This window comes from Serratia sp. CC22-02 (genome assembly GCF_900182895.1).
Taxonomy (GTDB): Bacteria; Pseudomonadota; Gammaproteobacteria; order Enterobacterales; family Enterobacteriaceae; genus Serratia; species Serratia nevei.
The window spans coordinates 1-14,185 of sequence record NZ_FXUD01000007.1; the positions used below are offsets into that span (position 1 = coordinate 1).

General features: G+C 59.5%; 16 protein-coding genes. 11 read left to right on the plus strand and 5 right to left on the minus strand.

Annotated features, from left to right (window positions below; translation table 11 throughout):
• On the plus strand, positions 1 to 699 hold a 699-nt coding region (locus QOL81_RS20015; RefSeq protein ID WP_283440002.1), incomplete at its 5' end, for a transketolase-like TK C-terminal-containing protein.
• A gap of 50 nt (positions 700 to 749) precedes the next feature.
• On the opposite strand, the gene nudK is transcribed toward QOL81_RS20015, so the two are convergent.
• Positions 750 to 1,325 (minus strand): GDP-mannose pyrophosphatase NudK, encoded by a 576-nt coding sequence (nudK, locus tag QOL81_RS20020; protein WP_025303814.1) that lies wholly within the window; start codon positions 1,323 to 1,325, stop codon positions 750 to 752.
• Positions 1,326 to 1,712: 387 nt separating this feature from the next.
• On the opposite strand from nudK, the gene narQ reads away from it, so the two are divergent.
• On the plus strand, positions 1,713 to 3,389 hold the full coding sequence (gene narQ / locus QOL81_RS20025; RefSeq protein ID WP_169318665.1) for a nitrate/nitrite two-component system sensor histidine kinase NarQ: 1,677 nt from the start codon (positions 1,713 to 1,715) through the stop codon (positions 3,387 to 3,389).
• A 161-nt stretch (positions 3,390 to 3,550) separates the two neighbouring features.
• Positions 3,551 to 4,183: a response regulator gene (locus QOL81_RS20030; protein WP_049197963.1), complete on the plus strand. Its 633-nt coding sequence runs from the start codon at positions 3,551 to 3,553 to the stop codon at positions 4,181 to 4,183.
• 32 nt (positions 4,184 to 4,215) lie between these two features.
• Here the strand turns inward: QOL81_RS20030 and QOL81_RS20035 are convergent, their stop codons facing one another.
• Positions 4,216 to 4,494, minus strand: coding sequence for a winged helix-turn-helix domain-containing protein (locus QOL81_RS20035; protein ID WP_004941750.1), 279 nt, complete (start codon positions 4,492 to 4,494; stop codon positions 4,216 to 4,218).
• Positions 4,495 to 4,787: 293 nt separating this feature from the next.
• Here QOL81_RS20035 and acrD point away from each other — a divergent pair, with 293 nt between their 5' ends.
• Positions 4,788 to 7,925 carry a multidrug efflux RND transporter permease AcrD gene (acrD, locus tag QOL81_RS20040; RefSeq protein ID WP_060452037.1) on the plus strand — a complete coding sequence of 1,046 codons (3,138 nt, stop codon included), beginning with the start codon at positions 4,788 to 4,790 and terminating at the stop codon, positions 7,923 to 7,925.
• A 127-nt stretch (positions 7,926 to 8,052) separates the two neighbouring features.
• Here the strand turns inward: acrD and ypfM are convergent, their stop codons facing one another.
• Complete coding sequence (gene ypfM / locus QOL81_RS20045) at positions 8,053 to 8,112, minus strand: protein YpfM (RefSeq protein ID WP_100396732.1); 60 nt, start codon at positions 8,110 to 8,112, stop codon at positions 8,053 to 8,055.
• Positions 8,113 to 8,328: 216 nt separating this feature from the next.
• Between ypfM and QOL81_RS20050 the strand changes: the two genes are divergently transcribed.
• The gene (locus QOL81_RS20050) at positions 8,329 to 8,808 is read left to right on the plus strand and encodes a tetratricopeptide repeat protein (protein ID WP_169318666.1); all 480 of its coding nucleotides are present in this window, start codon (positions 8,329 to 8,331) and stop codon (positions 8,806 to 8,808) included.
• 9 nt (positions 8,809 to 8,817) lie between these two features.
• Positions 8,818 to 9,249 carry a GNAT family N-acetyltransferase gene (locus QOL81_RS20055; protein WP_060441177.1) on the plus strand — a complete coding sequence of 144 codons (432 nt, stop codon included), beginning with the start codon at positions 8,818 to 8,820 and terminating at the stop codon, positions 9,247 to 9,249.
• 7 nt (positions 9,250 to 9,256) lie between these two features.
• Here the strand turns inward: QOL81_RS20055 and QOL81_RS20060 are convergent, their stop codons facing one another.
• A complete protein-coding gene (locus tag QOL81_RS20060) occupies positions 9,257 to 9,682 on the minus strand; it encodes a GNAT family N-acetyltransferase (RefSeq protein WP_283440003.1) in 426 nt (141 codons plus the stop codon).
• Positions 9,683 to 10,211: 529 nt separating this feature from the next.
• Between QOL81_RS20060 and QOL81_RS20065 the strand changes: the two genes are divergently transcribed.
• The 5 genes from QOL81_RS20065 to QOL81_RS20085 all read left to right on the plus strand — a co-directional run bounded on the left by QOL81_RS20065 (position 10,212) and on the right by QOL81_RS20085 (position 13,388).
• Positions 10,212 to 10,763, plus strand: a complete 552-nt coding sequence (locus tag QOL81_RS20065) for a helix-turn-helix transcriptional regulator (protein WP_070914512.1) — start codon at positions 10,212 to 10,214, stop codon at positions 10,761 to 10,763.
• Positions 10,764 to 11,018: 255 nt separating this feature from the next.
• Entirely contained in the window at positions 11,019 to 11,405 is a 387-nt protein-coding gene (locus QOL81_RS20070; protein ID WP_038873652.1) for an ArsC family reductase, read from the plus strand.
• A complete protein-coding gene (gene dapE / locus QOL81_RS20075; protein ID WP_047730121.1) occupies positions 11,402 to 12,529 on the plus strand; it encodes a succinyl-diaminopimelate desuccinylase in 1,128 nt (375 codons plus the stop codon). The genes QOL81_RS20070 and dapE overlap by 4 nt, the downstream gene beginning before the upstream one ends.
• Positions 12,526 to 13,200, plus strand: coding sequence for a M15 family metallopeptidase (locus QOL81_RS20080; RefSeq protein ID WP_060424817.1), 675 nt, complete (start codon positions 12,526 to 12,528; stop codon positions 13,198 to 13,200). The genes dapE and QOL81_RS20080 overlap by 4 nt, the downstream gene beginning before the upstream one ends.
• 2 nt (positions 13,201 to 13,202) lie before the next feature.
• Positions 13,203 to 13,388 (plus strand): YpfN family protein, encoded by a 186-nt coding sequence (locus QOL81_RS20085; protein ID WP_004941720.1) that lies wholly within the window; start codon positions 13,203 to 13,205, stop codon positions 13,386 to 13,388.
• A 30-nt stretch (positions 13,389 to 13,418) separates the two neighbouring features.
• Here the strand turns inward: QOL81_RS20085 and ypfH are convergent, their stop codons facing one another.
• Positions 13,419 to 14,108 (minus strand): esterase, encoded by a 690-nt coding sequence (gene ypfH / locus QOL81_RS20090; protein WP_147840165.1) that lies wholly within the window; start codon positions 14,106 to 14,108, stop codon positions 13,419 to 13,421.
• Between the last annotated feature and the right edge of the window lie 77 nt (positions 14,109 to 14,185).

Below are 14,185 nucleotides of genomic sequence, written 5' to 3' on the forward strand. Positions count from 1 at the left end.
ACCTTCCTGATGTTCGTGGAATACGCCCGCAACGCGGTGCGCATGGCGGCGCTGATGAAGCTGCGCAACGTGTTCGTCTACACCCACGACTCCATCGGTCTGGGCGAAGACGGCCCGACCCACCAGCCGGTGGAGCAGCTGGCGAGCCTGCGCGTGACCCCGAACATGAGCACCTGGCGCCCGTGCGACCAGGTGGAGTCGGCGGTGGCGTGGCAGTACGGCATCGAGCGCAACGACGGCCCGACCACCCTGGTGTTCTCGCGTCAGAACCTGACCCAGCAGCCGCGCACCGCAGAGCAGCTGGCGAACGTGTACCGCGGCGGCTACGTGCTGAAAGACTGCGCGGGCACGCCGGACGTCATCCTGATTGCCACCGGCTCCGAAGTGGGCATCACGGTGGAAGCGGCGGACAAGCTGACCGCGGCGGGCCGCAAGGTGCGCGTGGTGTCGATGCCGTCGACCGACGCGTTCGACAAGCAGGATGCGGCGTACCGCGAGTCGGTGTTGCCGGCGGCGGTAACGGCGCGCGTGGCGGTGGAAGCGGGTATCGCGGACTACTGGTACAAGTACGTGGGCCTGAACGGCGCCATCGTGGGCATGACCACCTTCGGTGAGTCGGCGCCGGCGGAGCAGCTGTTCGCCGAGTTCGGCTTCACCGTGGACAACGTGGTGGCCAAGGCGCAGGCGCTGCTGAAGTAAGCGGCCTGGCGCAAGCCGATAAAAAAGCCGGTCATCGTGACCGGCTTTTTTTATGCCATCACCCGATGAATCTGCAAATATTGCAGCAGCATGATGGTCTTGCCGTCTTTAATGCGGCCGTCGGCGATCATCGCCACCGCTTCGCTGAACGGCAGTTCGATCACTTCGATATCTTCATCTTCAATGCCGCCGCCGGCCGCGCGCCGCTCATCGTCATGGTATTCGGCGATAAAGAAGTGCACGATCTCGGTCACGCCGCCCGGCGACATGTAGGCTTCGAAGATTTTCTTGACCTCGCTCACCTGGAAGCCGGTTTCCTCCACCGCTTCGCGGCGCGCGCACTGCTCCGGCGAATCGGCGTCCAGCAGGCCGGCGCAGGCCTCGAGCAACATGCCGCTTTCGTTGCCGTTGACATAAGTCGGCATGCGGAACTGGTTGGTCAGCACCACCGTGCCCTTGGCGCGGTTGTACAGCAAAATGGTGGCGCCGTTGCCGCGATCGTAGACCTCACGCACCTGTTGCACCGAACCGCCGTTTTTGCGTTTCAGATCGAACGTGTACTTGTGCAGCACATACCAGTTGTCCGACAGCAGCTCTTTCTTCACATTCTCAATTTTTGACGACATGCCCTTTTCCCTTGAGTAGTAACCTGAAGATCATACCGCGATTGCGCTGCGCCGCGGCAGACGATTTGCAACAAAAATCACACCGCACCCCGCCGGACAAGCCGGAACTTAACATTGCTTAAAATAATGGAAAATAAGTCGCGCTCAGGCGCATGACATTGCATAAAACCCAGTGCGATTCGCCCCCCCAAAGACAAATCGCCGGAGGAAACCAGCCCGCCGCTGAACATCGGCGGGCATTTCGCTATTCATTTGATTATACGACGACAATTGTTCCCGTTTTGTTGACAACTTGATACAAATCGCGGTGCATTTTAGTTGCAAAAGTTATAGTTTTGCTTTCGAATGAAACTGGCGAAGCGCCTCACCTGAGAGAAGGATCCATGATTGCTTGTTAAACGTTCCGTGACCGGCAGCCTGGCCAGAGCGCTGTTCGGCATCGTGATACTGTCGGTGCTCGCCACCGGGTTGGCGTTGACCACCGTCGCCGGCAGCCAGAGCGACGCCGAAGCGATCAATATCGCCGGTTCGCTGCGCATGCAAAGCTACCGGCTGGCCTTCGATCTCGACCAGCAGAGCCCGGAGCTGGAGCTGCACCTGCAGCAGTACCGGCAATCTTTACAGGCGCCGGCGCTGCAAAAGCTGGCGCGGTTTTACGTACCGGCCGAGGTGCGGAATCACTATCTGGCGCTGCAACGGGCATGGCAAACGATGGAGCGCCAGATCCGCGGCGGGCAGGCGGCTGCCTACCGGGCGGAGGTCGCCGGCTACGTCAACCGCGTCGATCATTTCGTTTCTGCCCTGCAGCGCTATTCCGAGCTGAAACTCACCCTGGTGGCCGCCGTCAGCGTGATCGGTTACGCCGCCATCATTGGCCTGGTGCTGTTCTGCATTCGCTTTATGCGCCGCCAGGTGGTCACGCCGCTGCAGCATCTGGTCGACGCCAGCCAGCGCGTGCAGCAGCGCGACTTCAGCCACCCGCAGCTGGACGTGGCGCTGCCGAACGAGCTCGGCGTGCTGTCGCAAACCTTCAGCGCCATGTCGGACGAGCTGGCCCGGCTCTATCAGTCGCTGGAGCTGAAAGTGCAGGAAAAGACTCGGCGCCTGCAGCAGGCCAACGAAACGCTGGAGGTACTGTATCGCTGTTCGCAGGCGCTGAGCGTGCGCCAGATCGATCAGCAGGCGTTCGAGAATGTGCTGCGCATTGTGCGCCAAAGCGAACGGCTGCGCTGCATCCGGCTGAACGTGGCGGACGACCACGGCCAATGGCAACTGAACGAAGGGGAACCGGCGCCGACGCAAGCCTGGAACACGCTGCCGATCACCCAGAGCGACAAACCGCTTGGCGAGCTGCGTTGGCAGCCCGAGGCGCACCCGCCGCATCCTCATCTGATGCAGAGCCTGGCTAACATGCTGGGCCGCGGCGTCTACTTCAACCGGGCGCAAAAGCAGCACCAATATTTGCTGTTGATGGAAGAGCGCGCGACCATCGCCCGGGAGCTGCACGATTCGCTGGCGCAGACGCTGTCGTTCCTGCGCATTCAGCTTACGCTGCTCAGGCGCGCCACCGATGCGCCGGCGGCGCAGGTGATTATCGACGATTTCGATCGCACGCTGGCCGATGCCTATCGCCAACTGAGAGAATTACTGGCCACCTTCCGTCTCAATATTCAGGAGGCGGACCTGAACGCCGCGCTGGAGCAGCTGTTGCAGCCATTAAAGGCTCTAACCCCCGCGCGGATTCAGTTACACTGTCGGCTACCTTCGCAGGCGCTCAATGCCCAGCAGCAGGTGCACGCGCTGCAGATCGTACGCGAAGCGGTGCTCAATGCCGTCAAGCACGCCGGGGCGAATGAAATCACCCTGTGCTGCGAAGTCAACGCCGCAGGCGGCAACGTATTCAGCATTATCGACGACGGTTGCGGCATCGCCAGTCTGGAGGAACCGGAAGGGCATTACGGCTTGACCATCATGAGCGAACGCGCGGCGCGATTGGGAGGAACGCTGCACATTCGGCGCAGAAACGGCGGCGGCACGGCGGTCTGCCTGACATTCCCGCCCTGACCTCGCCGCTGTTCACTTTGCGTTACGGCTGCCGCCGGGCAGAAGGCCGCCCGGGGAGGTTTGCGGCGAAGATTGCCGCTATTTTTGAAGAGACAGTCCCACTGTGAAGCACGCCCCAGGGCGCGTTTGAGTGGCTTTACTTGCTACAGGGAGCATATTTCATGGTGATGAAGCAATACCGAGTCATGATCGTTGACGATCATCCGTTGATGCGGCGCGGCATCAAACAACTGCTGGGACTGGATGCGCGATTTGGCGTGGTGGCAGAGGCCGGGAACGGCAGTGAGGCGGTTGCGCTGGCACTGCAGCACACGCCGGACGTGATCTTGTTGGATCTGAACATGAAAGGCATGTCCGGGCTGGACACGCTGCGGGCCCTGCGCGACGAAGGCGTGGATGCGCGCATCATCGTGCTGACGGTTTCCGACGCGCGCAGCGATCTGTATGCGCTGATCGACGCCGGCGCCGACGGCTACCTGCTGAAGGACAGCGAGCCGGAACAGCTGCTGGAACACATCAGCGCCGCCGCCGAAGGGCAGAACGTGATCAGCGACGCCATGGCCGACTATTTGCTGGCGCGCGGCGAGCAACGCGATCCCTTCGCCGCCTTGACCGAACGCGAGCTGGACGTCTTGCAAGAGGTGGCGCGCGGCCTGTCCAACAAGCAGGTGGCGGCGCAGTTGCATATCTCTGAAGAAACCGTGAAGGTGCACATCCGCAACATACTGCGCAAGCTGGACGTGCGTTCTCGCGTGGCGGCGACGGTGATGTACCTGGAGCACAAAAGTCAATGATCGCCCCGCCCCGGCCAATGCGCCGGGGCAGCTTACTCGATGGCGCTGAGCAGCGCCTGATGATGCTGGTGCACCCAGCTCTTGTTGAACGGCCCCCAGCTTTCCAACTGATAAAAACCGTCGTTGTTGCGCACGCCCTGCTGCACGAACTGCAGCTCGACGCCCATGCCGGGCAGCGCCTTCAGCACATCCTGCAACGTGCGGCGCGGCCAGCCGGTCAGCGCCATCAACCGCGGCACATTGGGCCGCTCACTGTGGCTGATCAGCCAGCACAAATAAAGCCGACGGGCAAATACCGGGTTAATTCCCATGCCAAGCTCCTGCTGTAAGGTAAGTCCAGTTTTTACTTTCCGGTTCCCTGCGGCGAAGAGATGCGCAAGGCCTTTGATAGTAATAAAAATGTCTTAATAGCGTACAATTACCGACGCCAGTACACCCACGCCGTTTTCCGCTACCGTTATTTACACTATCTCCTTTTTTTCTCCACGCTTTCCTCGGCTATCCCGAGTAAAGTGCAATAGCGCCGGAATCCTTCCCTGCCGCTGAAATGCATAATTCTGATGCGTTTTAAAGATAGAACAAGTCATAACGAGGTTCGCGCTGCATGGCCAATTTTTTTATTGATCGCCCGATTTTTGCCTGGGTGCTGGCAATTATTCTTTGCCTGACCGGGGCGTTGGCGATTTCTTCCCTACCGGTAGAACAATACCCGAATTTGGCGCCGCCGAACGTGCGCATCAGCGCAACTTACCCAGGTGCTTCGGCGCAAACGCTGGAAAACACCGTTACCCAAATCATTGAACAGAATATGACCGGCCTCGACAACATGATGTATATGTCGTCGCAGAGCACCAATACCGGCCAGGCCACCGTCACGCTGACGTTCGAAGCCGGCACCGATCCCAACGAGGCGATGCAGCAGGTGCAAAACCAGCTGCAGGCGGCGATCAAACGTCTGCCGCAGGCGGTGCAGAATCAGGGGGTCACGGTGTCGAAATCCGGCGACACCACGCTGATGATGGTGGCGTTCGTCTCCACCGACAACAGCATGGACAAGCAGGACATTGCCGATTACATCGTCTCCAACCTGCAGGATCCGCTCAGCCGCATCAACGGCGTCGGCAGCATGGACGTGTACGGCTCGCAATACGCCATGCGCATCTGGCTCGATCCCAACAAGCTCAACAGCTACCAGCTCACGACCCAGGACGTGGTCAAGGCCATTCAGTCGCAGAACGCCCAGGTCGCAGTCGGCCAGCTGGGCGGCACGCCGTCGGTCGACAAGCAGGCGCTGAACGCCACCATCAACGCCCAGTCGCAGCTCCAGACGCCGGAACAGTTCCGCCAGATCACGCTGCGGGTCAATCAGGACGGCTCGCTGGTGACGCTGGGCAACGTCGCCACCGTCGAACTGGGCGGCGAGAACTACAACTACCTCAGCCGCTACAACGGCATGCAGGCCGCAGGCATGAACATCAAGTTGGCCTCCGGCGCCAACGAACTGCAGACCGACCAGCTGGTGAAGGACAAGATCGCCGAGCTGTCGCAGTACTTCCCACACGGGCTGGAGGCCAAGGTGGCCTATGAAACCACCCCGTTCGTCAAAGCCTCGATCAAGGACGTGGTGAAAACGCTGCTGGAAGCCATCCTGCTGGTGTTCCTGGTGATGTACCTGTTCCTGCAGAACTTCCGCGCCACGCTGATCCCCACCATCGCCGTGCCGGTCGTGCTGATGGGCACCTTCGCCATCCTTTCCGCCTGCGGTTTCAGTATCAATACCCTCACCATGTTCGCCATGGTGCTGGCGATCGGCCTGCTGGTGGACGACGCCATCGTGGTGGTGGAAAACGTCGAACGCGTGATGAGCGAGGAAGGCCTGCCACCGCGTGAGGCCACGCGCAAATCCATGGGGCAAATCCAGAGCGCGCTGGTCGGCATCGCGCTGGTGCTGTCGGCGGTATTTGTGCCGATGGCGTTCTTCGGTGGCACCACCGGCGCCATCTATCGCCAGTTCTCCATTACCATCGTCTCCGCCATGGTGTTGTCAGTGCTGGTGGCGATGATCCTGACCCCGGCCCTGTGCGCCACGCTTCTCAAACCGATCGCCAAGGGGCACCATCACGGCAAGCGCGGCTTCTTCGGCTGGTTCAACCGCATGTTCAACCGCAACGCCGAACGCTATGAGCGCGGCGTGGGGCGGATCCTGCACGCCAGCGGCCGCTACATGGTGATTTATCTGCTGTTGCTCGGCGGCATGGCGCTGCTGTTCATCAAGCTGCCGACCTCGTTCCTGCCGCAGGAAGACCGCGGTATCTTCACCGTACAGGTGCAACTGCCGGCGGGCTCCACCCTGCAGCAAACCTCTAAGGTGGTGGAAAAGGTCGAGCAGTACTTCCTGACCGAAGAGAAACAGGATGTGGTGTCGGTGTTCGCCATCATCGGCTCCGGCCCGGGCGGCAACGGCCAGAACGTGGCGCGCCTGTTCGTGCGATTGAAAGACTGGGATCTGCGCACCTCGGGCGCCAACAGTTCGTTCGACATCATCGATCGCGCCACGCTGGCATTCAACAAGATTAACGAAGCGCGGGTGATCGCCAGCAGCCCGCCGGCGATCACCGGCCTCGGCAACTCCTCCGGCTTCGATATGGAGTTGGAAGACCACGCCGGGCTCGGCCACGCCAAGCTGATGGCGGCGCGCGATCAGCTGCTGCAGCTGGCCGGGCAAAACCCGCTGCTGTCGCGCGTGCGCCACAACGGCCTGGACGACAGCCCGCAGCTGCAAATCGATATCGATCAGCGCAAGGCCCAGGCGCTGGGCGTGTCTATCGACGACATCAACAACACCCTCTCCACCGCCTGGGGCTCGACCTACGTCAACGACTTCGTCGACCGCGGCCGGGTGAAAAAAGTCTACGTGCAGGCCGCGGCGCCGTTCCGCATGCTGCCGGATGACATCAACAAATGGTATGTACGCAACAGCGCAGGCGGCATGGTGCCGTTCTCGGCCTTCGCCACCTCACACTGGGAGTACGGCTCGCCGCGGCTGGAGCGCTATAACGGCAGCTCGGCGCTGGAGATCGTCGGCGAGGCGGCCAACGGCGTCAGCACCGGCACCGCCATGGCGGAAATGGAGAAACTGGTCAGCCAACTGCCGACCGGCTTTGGCCTGGAATGGACCGCAATGTCCTATCAGGAACGGCTGTCCGGCTCGCAGGCGCCGGCGCTGTACGCCATCTCGCTGCTGGTGGTGTTCCTGTGCCTGGCGGCGCTGTATGAGAGCTGGTCGATCCCGTTCTCGGTGATGCTGGTGGTGCCGCTGGGGGTGATCGGCGCGGTCGCCGCCACCTGGCTGCGCGGCCTGGAGAACGACGTTTATTTCCAGGTTGGCCTGCTGACCATCATTGGGCTGTCGGCGAAAAACGCCATTCTGATCGTCGAGTTCGCCAATGAGCTGAACCATAAAGGGCAGGATCTGATGTCCGCCACGCTCGATGCGTCACGCATGCGTCTGCGGCCGATCCTGATGACCTCGCTGGCGTTTATCTTCGGCGTGCTGCCGATGGCCACCAGCAGCGGCGCCGGTTCCGGCAGCCAGCATGCGGTCGGCACCGGGGTCATGGGCGGCATGATCTCTGCCACCCTGCTGGCCATTTTCTTCGTGCCGCTGTTCTTCGTGCTGGTGCGCCGCCGTTTCCCGGGTAAAGCGCATCCGGCAGGCAATACGACGGCCGCCGGGGAGTGAGCCGCGGGATATAAAAAAAGCAGCGTCGGGTGAACCGATGCTGCTTTATTTCGAACGATAATCTCGTTCCCAAGGTGTTTCAGTGACGCTCCAATGACTCAACCTTGCCATCTGCTTCAACGCTGTGTCAGTTGCCCAACATCTCATCAATGAAGTCTTTCCAGTTTCCTAATTCACGATCAACCATAATACTTTACAACCTCAATTATTTGACGAAGCGGATTCTACGCCTGTTTTTTGACCATGTGAAGGGAAACGGGAACGATGCCGGGCCCGGAAACCGGGGTTAGCGCACATTTTCGTATTTATCTGATCAATACTCAGTGCAGCTATTCCCTTGTGATATCAATTTCTCCACGATAGCGTGTAAAAGGTATAAAAATACGCCAATGGAGCGCCGATCATGTCCACCTCTTTGTCTCTTTCACAGCTGAAAACGCAGGGCCGCTATCAGGAAGCCACTGCACTGGCGCAACGGCAGCTGGCAGCAGAACCGGAAGCGGCGATGCTGCACTTTCAGCTGGCCTGCCTGTATGACGTACAGGGTCTGGAGCAACAGGCCATTCCCTGCTACCTCGCGGCGCTGGCCCGCGATTTGCCGCCCGCCCAGCGCCGCGAGGCCTGGCTGGGCCTCGGCAGCACCTACCGCGCCCTGGGAGAATACCCGGCTTCGCTACGGGCTTTCGACGATGGCCTGACCGAGTTCCCGCAGGCCAACGAGCTGATGCTGTTTCGCGCTATGGCGCTGTACAACCTGGGCGAAAATAAACGGGCCGTGGCCGATCTGTTGTTGCTGTTGGCGGACACCTCGTCAGACCCCGACATCCGCGGCTATCAGCGCGCCATTCGGCACTATGCCGCCGCTCTCAATGTTATTGGTTAGAGGAAAACGATGGAAATTGTCACCGATCTGAACCGCCGCGCCATCGACTGGCAGCGGCTGTGCGAATTGCTGGAGGCAGCCGGACTGGGCAAGCGCGATCCACACACCCTGCGGCGCGTTTACCAACACAGCCAGTTTTGCTATTGGGGGTTTATCGGCGACGAGCTGATCGCCACCGCGCACGCCATCAGCGATCTGACCTCGGTCGCCTACCTGGCCGACGTGGCGATCGATCCGCGCTTTCAGGGACAGGGATTGGGGCGCCGGTTGATGGATCGGGTGATGCAAGACCTGGCGCCGCTCGGCAAGATTTTCATCTATTCCGTCCCGGAAAAGCTGGCCTTTTATAAAAAGTACGGCTTTCACGATTTGACCACCGGCATGGTGTATGCGGACGGCGCCTCCCTGCAGCGCCTGCAACAGGGAGGCTACGTGCGTTAAACGCGCTTCACAGGGTTTTGCTCATAAAGATGCGGCTAGTCCCCGGCGGCAAGCAAGGCACTTCGCCCATGCGTTGCCAGCCATGCCGTTGATAAAAGTCCGGCGCCTGAAAGCTGATGGTGTACAACACGGCGGAAAGGCAACCGCGCCGGCGGCCTTCCTGTTCGAAGCGGCGCAACAGTTCGCTGCCCAGCCCCGCGCCGCGTAGCGCTTCCGGCAGATAAAAGAGATCGAGAAACAGCAGCCCTAACGATGAACGCCCGGTAATTCCCCCCAGAACCTCCCCACTGTCGGGATCTTTTACCACCACCACCAGCGGCAGACGATCGCCGTAGCCGATCTGTTGATCATTAAAACGGTCCAACCCCTCCGCAATACAAGACGTTATTTCCGGCGTTACCCGATCGGAAATTTCGATATGACATTCTTTCACGCCAGCTCTCCGTATCAACCGCCCACATTACGCGCTGTTCGTCGCTCAAAACATCGCATTTTCTTTGTTTAGATTTATCTTTATCTCAATTTTAAACCGAATTTCCACATAAACTCATAGACTGTCTTTTCACCGTTCAAAATAAAACCGCCATCGCGGCAAGAAAACAAGAAATATCTTAGTTATTAAATTATTAACGAAATCAGCCACGCTAAAATTATCGATAAAAACGATCGAATTTACTTTTGTGATAGGTGACATCTATGTTAATTCCTTTTAATAACCTGAGTATTAATAGAGGATTTCTATTCTATTAAACCGCCTCCGGCCAAAGGGCCGGCTAAAAAGCAGATTTACTCTTTATAAATCATGTTAGTATATGAGGCTTTCCTTATTTGCCGCCGCCGAGAGAGGGCCTCCGCCTACGCGACAAGATAAGTTCAATGTGAAATTATTTAGATTGTTTCTTTTTTTATGTTTTAAGATATCGATCCTCACCGGGAAATAGAAAGTAAAGGACTATAATAAAATGGAAGTTGATATTTTCAGCGAGTGTGCCTATACCAGCGTCGGCATCCGACAACTCATTAAGCAAACCTGGGCGGAAAAACGCGCACCGGCCGGCTTTAGCCGCAAAAGAGTCTGCTTTATCGATGTCACCATCGCCAATTTTGAAGCGCGTTACCGCGATGAATATGCCAACCCCAACACCTACAAAATAGTCATTATCACTGACTGCCCGCATGAAATGGTGATTGTCGACAGAAAGACCATTATATTATCAAACCTTATATCATTGAGCCGTTTTAGCCACCTGATCGGCGACTTATATAAACGTTACAGCCACTATACCGAGCCGCCGCAACTGTCCCAGCGCGAGTCGCTTTTCCTCTCGGAATGGTCGACGGGAAAATCGCTGGCCGATATCAGCAGTGCCATGAATATCAGAAATAAAACCGCCAATCATTACAAGTCACGAATAATGAAAAAACTCGGCGCCAGCCGGATAAAACCGCTATTGCACATTACCCGCGTGCGCTGTTTAACCGATCGTTTAAACATAAGAATAAATAAAGAGTAACGCCCTCTTCTTCAGATTCGCATTTGCGGCTGAACGCCTTCGCCGGCATCTCTTCGAGAGCACCGCCGGCGAAGGCCGCCGCTCCGCCACGTTGCCTCTCCCTCTCCCAGGCCCCCAATCGCACCTCGCCCGCATCGTTGTCTGGATCTCGCCGCCGCTTTACTGGCATTATCTCTGCTATCGCCGGGCGGCGAGAGGGCCAAAGATCGCGCCCGCCGCTCAGTATCGACTCGACGAGACAGGTAGCTTTACGCCATGGCAAACAAACCGCAACAGACAACGCTGACGATGTACGGCATCAAAAACTGCGACACCATCAAAAAAGCCCGCCGCTGGCTGGAAGATCAGGGCGTGGCCTATCATTTTCACGACTACCGCGCCGACGGCCTGACCGAACAGCAGCTGCGCGGTTTTATCGCGCAACTGGGTTGGGAGCCGCTGCTCAATACTCGCGGCACCACCTGGCGCAAGCTGGATGAAGCGCAACGCAACGCCTGCGATAACGCCGACGCCGCCATCGCGCTGATGCTGGCGCAGCCGGCGATCATCAAACGCCCGCTGCTGGACGACGGCAACGGCCACGCCCTGCTCGGTTTCAACGCCGACGCTTACCAGCAATTTATCGCCGAGGTCGCCGTATGACTTGCCCGGTTATCGAACTGGCCCAGCAGCTGATTAAACGCCCTTCCCTCAGCCCAAATGACGAAGGCTGCCAGCAGCTGATGATCGATCGCCTGCAGGCGATCGGTTTCACCGTCGAGGCGATGGACTTCGAAGACACCCAAAACTTCTGGGCCTGGCGCGGCGAAGGGCAAACCCTGGCGTTTGCCGGGCATACCGACGTGGTGCCGACCGGCGATGAAAAGCGTTGGGATAACCCGCCGTTTGAACCGGCGATCCGCGACGGCATGCTGTATGGCCGAGGTGCGGCAGACATGAAAGGCTCGTTGGCCGCGATGGTGGTGGCCGCAGAGCGCTTTGTCGCCGCCAACCCGAATCACCAGGGCCGCCTGGCTTTTCTGATCACCTCCGACGAAGAGGCCAGCGCCACCCACGGCACGGTTAAAGTGGTCGAAACGCTGATGGCGCGCAATGAGCGCCTGGATTACTGCCTGGTCGGCGAGCCGTCCAGCACCGAGCGCGTCGGCGACGTGGTGAAAAACGGCCGACGCGGCTCCATCACCGCCAATCTGCACATTCACGGCGTGCAGGGGCACGTCGCCTATCCGCACCTGGCCGACAACCCGGTGCACCGTGCCATGCCGGCGCTGAATGAACTGGTGGCGATCGAATGGGATCGCGGCAACGAGTTCTTCCCGCCGACCAGCATGCAGATCGCCAACGTGCAGGCCGGTACCGGCAGCAACAACGTGATCCCAGGCGATCTTTACGTGCAGTTCAACTTCCGTTTCAGCACCGAACTCACCGATGCGATGATCAAGCAGCGCGTGGAAGAGCTGCTGGAACGCCACCAGTTGAATTACAGCATCGAGTGGCGGCTGTCCGGCCAACCGTTCCTCACCTCGCGCGGCGCGCTGGTGGATGCGGTGGTCAACGCCGTCGAGCACTATTCTGAACTGACGCCGCAGCTGCTGACCACCGGCGGCACCTCCGACGGCCGCTTCATCGCGCAGATGGGCGCGCAGGTGGTGGAACTGGGGCCGGTCAACGCCACCATCCACAAGGTCAACGAATGTGTCAACGCCGCGGATCTGCAGCTGCTGAGCCGCATGTATCAACGCATCATGGAGCAATTGGTCGCATGATCAACGCAGAGATGCTCACCGGCCGCTCAACCGAACACCTGGCGCCGCTGAGCGGGAACCACCGGCTGCAGCCGCAGGCGGTCAACGCCTTTCTGGCGATGCAGCAGGCGGCGCGTGAGGCGGGATTCGATCTCCAGCCCGCCAGCACCTTCCGCGATTTCGACCGGCAGTTGGCTATCTGGAATGGCAAATTCTGCGGCCAGCGGCCAGTATTAGATAAGGACAGCCGCCCGATAGACGTTGCGCCGCTGTCCGCCGCCGAGCGCTGTGAGGCAATCCTGCGCTGGTCGGCCCTGCCGGGCGCCAGCCGCCATCACTGGGGCAGCGATCTCGACGTGTACGACCCGTCGCTGCTGCCGGAAGGGCAAAAGCTGCAGCTGGAGCCGTGGGAATATGAAGAAGGCGGTTACTTTGCGCCGCTCAACCAGTGGCTGACGGCGCATATGGCCGAGTTCGGTTTCTATCGCCCCTTTACCGAAGACAGTGGCGGCGTGGCGGTAGAGCCGTGGCATCTGAGCTACCGGCCGCTGGCGCAAGAAGCCGAGCATTTACTGACCCCGGCGCTGTTGCTGGCGGCCTGGCAAGATAGGGAGGTCGCCGGTGCCGAATGGCTCGAACGCCATCTGCCATCGATTTTTTCGCGTTTTATACGCAGTGAAGGAAAGGAGTAGCTATGCAATGGTTAGCTGATTACTGGTGGATTATCCTGCTGGTTCTGGTGGGAATGGTCGTCAGCGGCATTAAGGAACTGCGCCGCGTCGACGTGAAAAGCTATCTGGCCAACAAGCCGGAGATACCGCCGCACCGCGACAACAACGCCCAGTGGGATGACGAAGACGACTGGCCGAAAAAGAAATGACATCAGGGCGCTCATCGGCGCCCTGAATTTTTAGCGAAAGGCGATCAGCTCGCCGCGCTTGCCGGACAATGCCTCGTCCCAGTAGCGCTGCGGCACATAATAATGCAGCCTTTCCAGCGCGGCGTTCATCATGCCCTGGTTGATTGCGTGCCCGACGTTTTCCTCCACGTCCAGCGTAAAATCGGCGCCGCCGGCCCGTAGCGCTTCTGCCGCCGCGTGAGCGTGTTGCACCGCGATCACCGCGTCCTCTTCACCGTGGATCAAATGCACCACGCTGTCGCCGAAAGCCTGCTCAGGCAGCTGGGCGAAACGCCCGCTGAACGCGACCACGCGCCCGGCCAGCCGGGTTTCCGCTTTTAACGCCTCAAGCGCCATGATCGCCCCCTGCGAGAACCCCACCAGCGCCGTGCCGGCATAGCCTACGCCGCTCAGCTGCTGCCAATGGCGCACCACCGCCACAAACTGCGGCATTACTTCTGCGATGCGGGCCGCGCGGTTCTCTTCGGTCACGTCCTGCACCGAAAACCACTGGCGCCCGGCGCCGTTGCCGAACGCTTCGGGACCTCCGATGCTCACCACCTGTGCCTGAGGAAAGTCTTTGGCGAAGTAGCTGCCGATCTCCCCCATCGCCACCGGGTTGTCGCCGACACCGTGAAACAGCAAGATCAGCTGCGCCGCCGGGGTCGCCGGGCTTTGGACAACGAAATGCTCATGTTTCATCGATGACTCCTTAATAGTAACCCAACCTGGTGCGGCGACAGTCGTCGCCTCACCGCTGACAGTGACTATACGCCGTT

Excerpts from the sequence above, each read along its gene's own strand:
- nudK (WP_025303814.1), bottom strand. The coding sequence starts at position 1,325 with ATGTCGTCAAAAATTGAGAATGTGAAGAAAGAGCTGCTGTCGGACAAC.
- QOL81_RS20030 (WP_049197963.1), top strand. The coding sequence starts at position 3,551 with ATGGTGATGAAGCAATACCGAGTCATGATCGTTGACGATCATCCGTTG.
- QOL81_RS20035 (WP_004941750.1), bottom strand. The coding sequence starts at position 4,494 with ATGGGAATTAACCCGGTATTTGCCCGTCGGCTTTATTTGTGCTGGCTG.
- acrD (WP_060452037.1), top strand. The coding sequence starts at position 4,788 with ATGGCCAATTTTTTTATTGATCGCCCGATTTTTGCCTGGGTGCTGGCA.
- QOL81_RS20050 (WP_169318666.1), top strand. The coding sequence starts at position 8,329 with ATGTCCACCTCTTTGTCTCTTTCACAGCTGAAAACGCAGGGCCGCTAT.
- QOL81_RS20055 (WP_060441177.1), top strand. The coding sequence starts at position 8,818 with ATGGAAATTGTCACCGATCTGAACCGCCGCGCCATCGACTGGCAGCGG.
- QOL81_RS20065 (WP_070914512.1), top strand. The coding sequence starts at position 10,212 with ATGGAAGTTGATATTTTCAGCGAGTGTGCCTATACCAGCGTCGGCATC.
- QOL81_RS20070 (WP_038873652.1), top strand. The coding sequence starts at position 11,019 with ATGGCAAACAAACCGCAACAGACAACGCTGACGATGTACGGCATCAAA.
- dapE (WP_047730121.1), top strand. The coding sequence starts at position 11,402 with ATGACTTGCCCGGTTATCGAACTGGCCCAGCAGCTGATTAAACGCCCT.
- QOL81_RS20080 (WP_060424817.1), top strand. The coding sequence starts at position 12,526 with ATGATCAACGCAGAGATGCTCACCGGCCGCTCAACCGAACACCTGGCG.
- QOL81_RS20085 (WP_004941720.1), top strand. The coding sequence starts at position 13,203 with ATGCAATGGTTAGCTGATTACTGGTGGATTATCCTGCTGGTTCTGGTG.
- ypfH (WP_147840165.1), bottom strand. The coding sequence starts at position 14,108 with ATGAAACATGAGCATTTCGTTGTCCAAAGCCCGGCGACCCCGGCGGCG.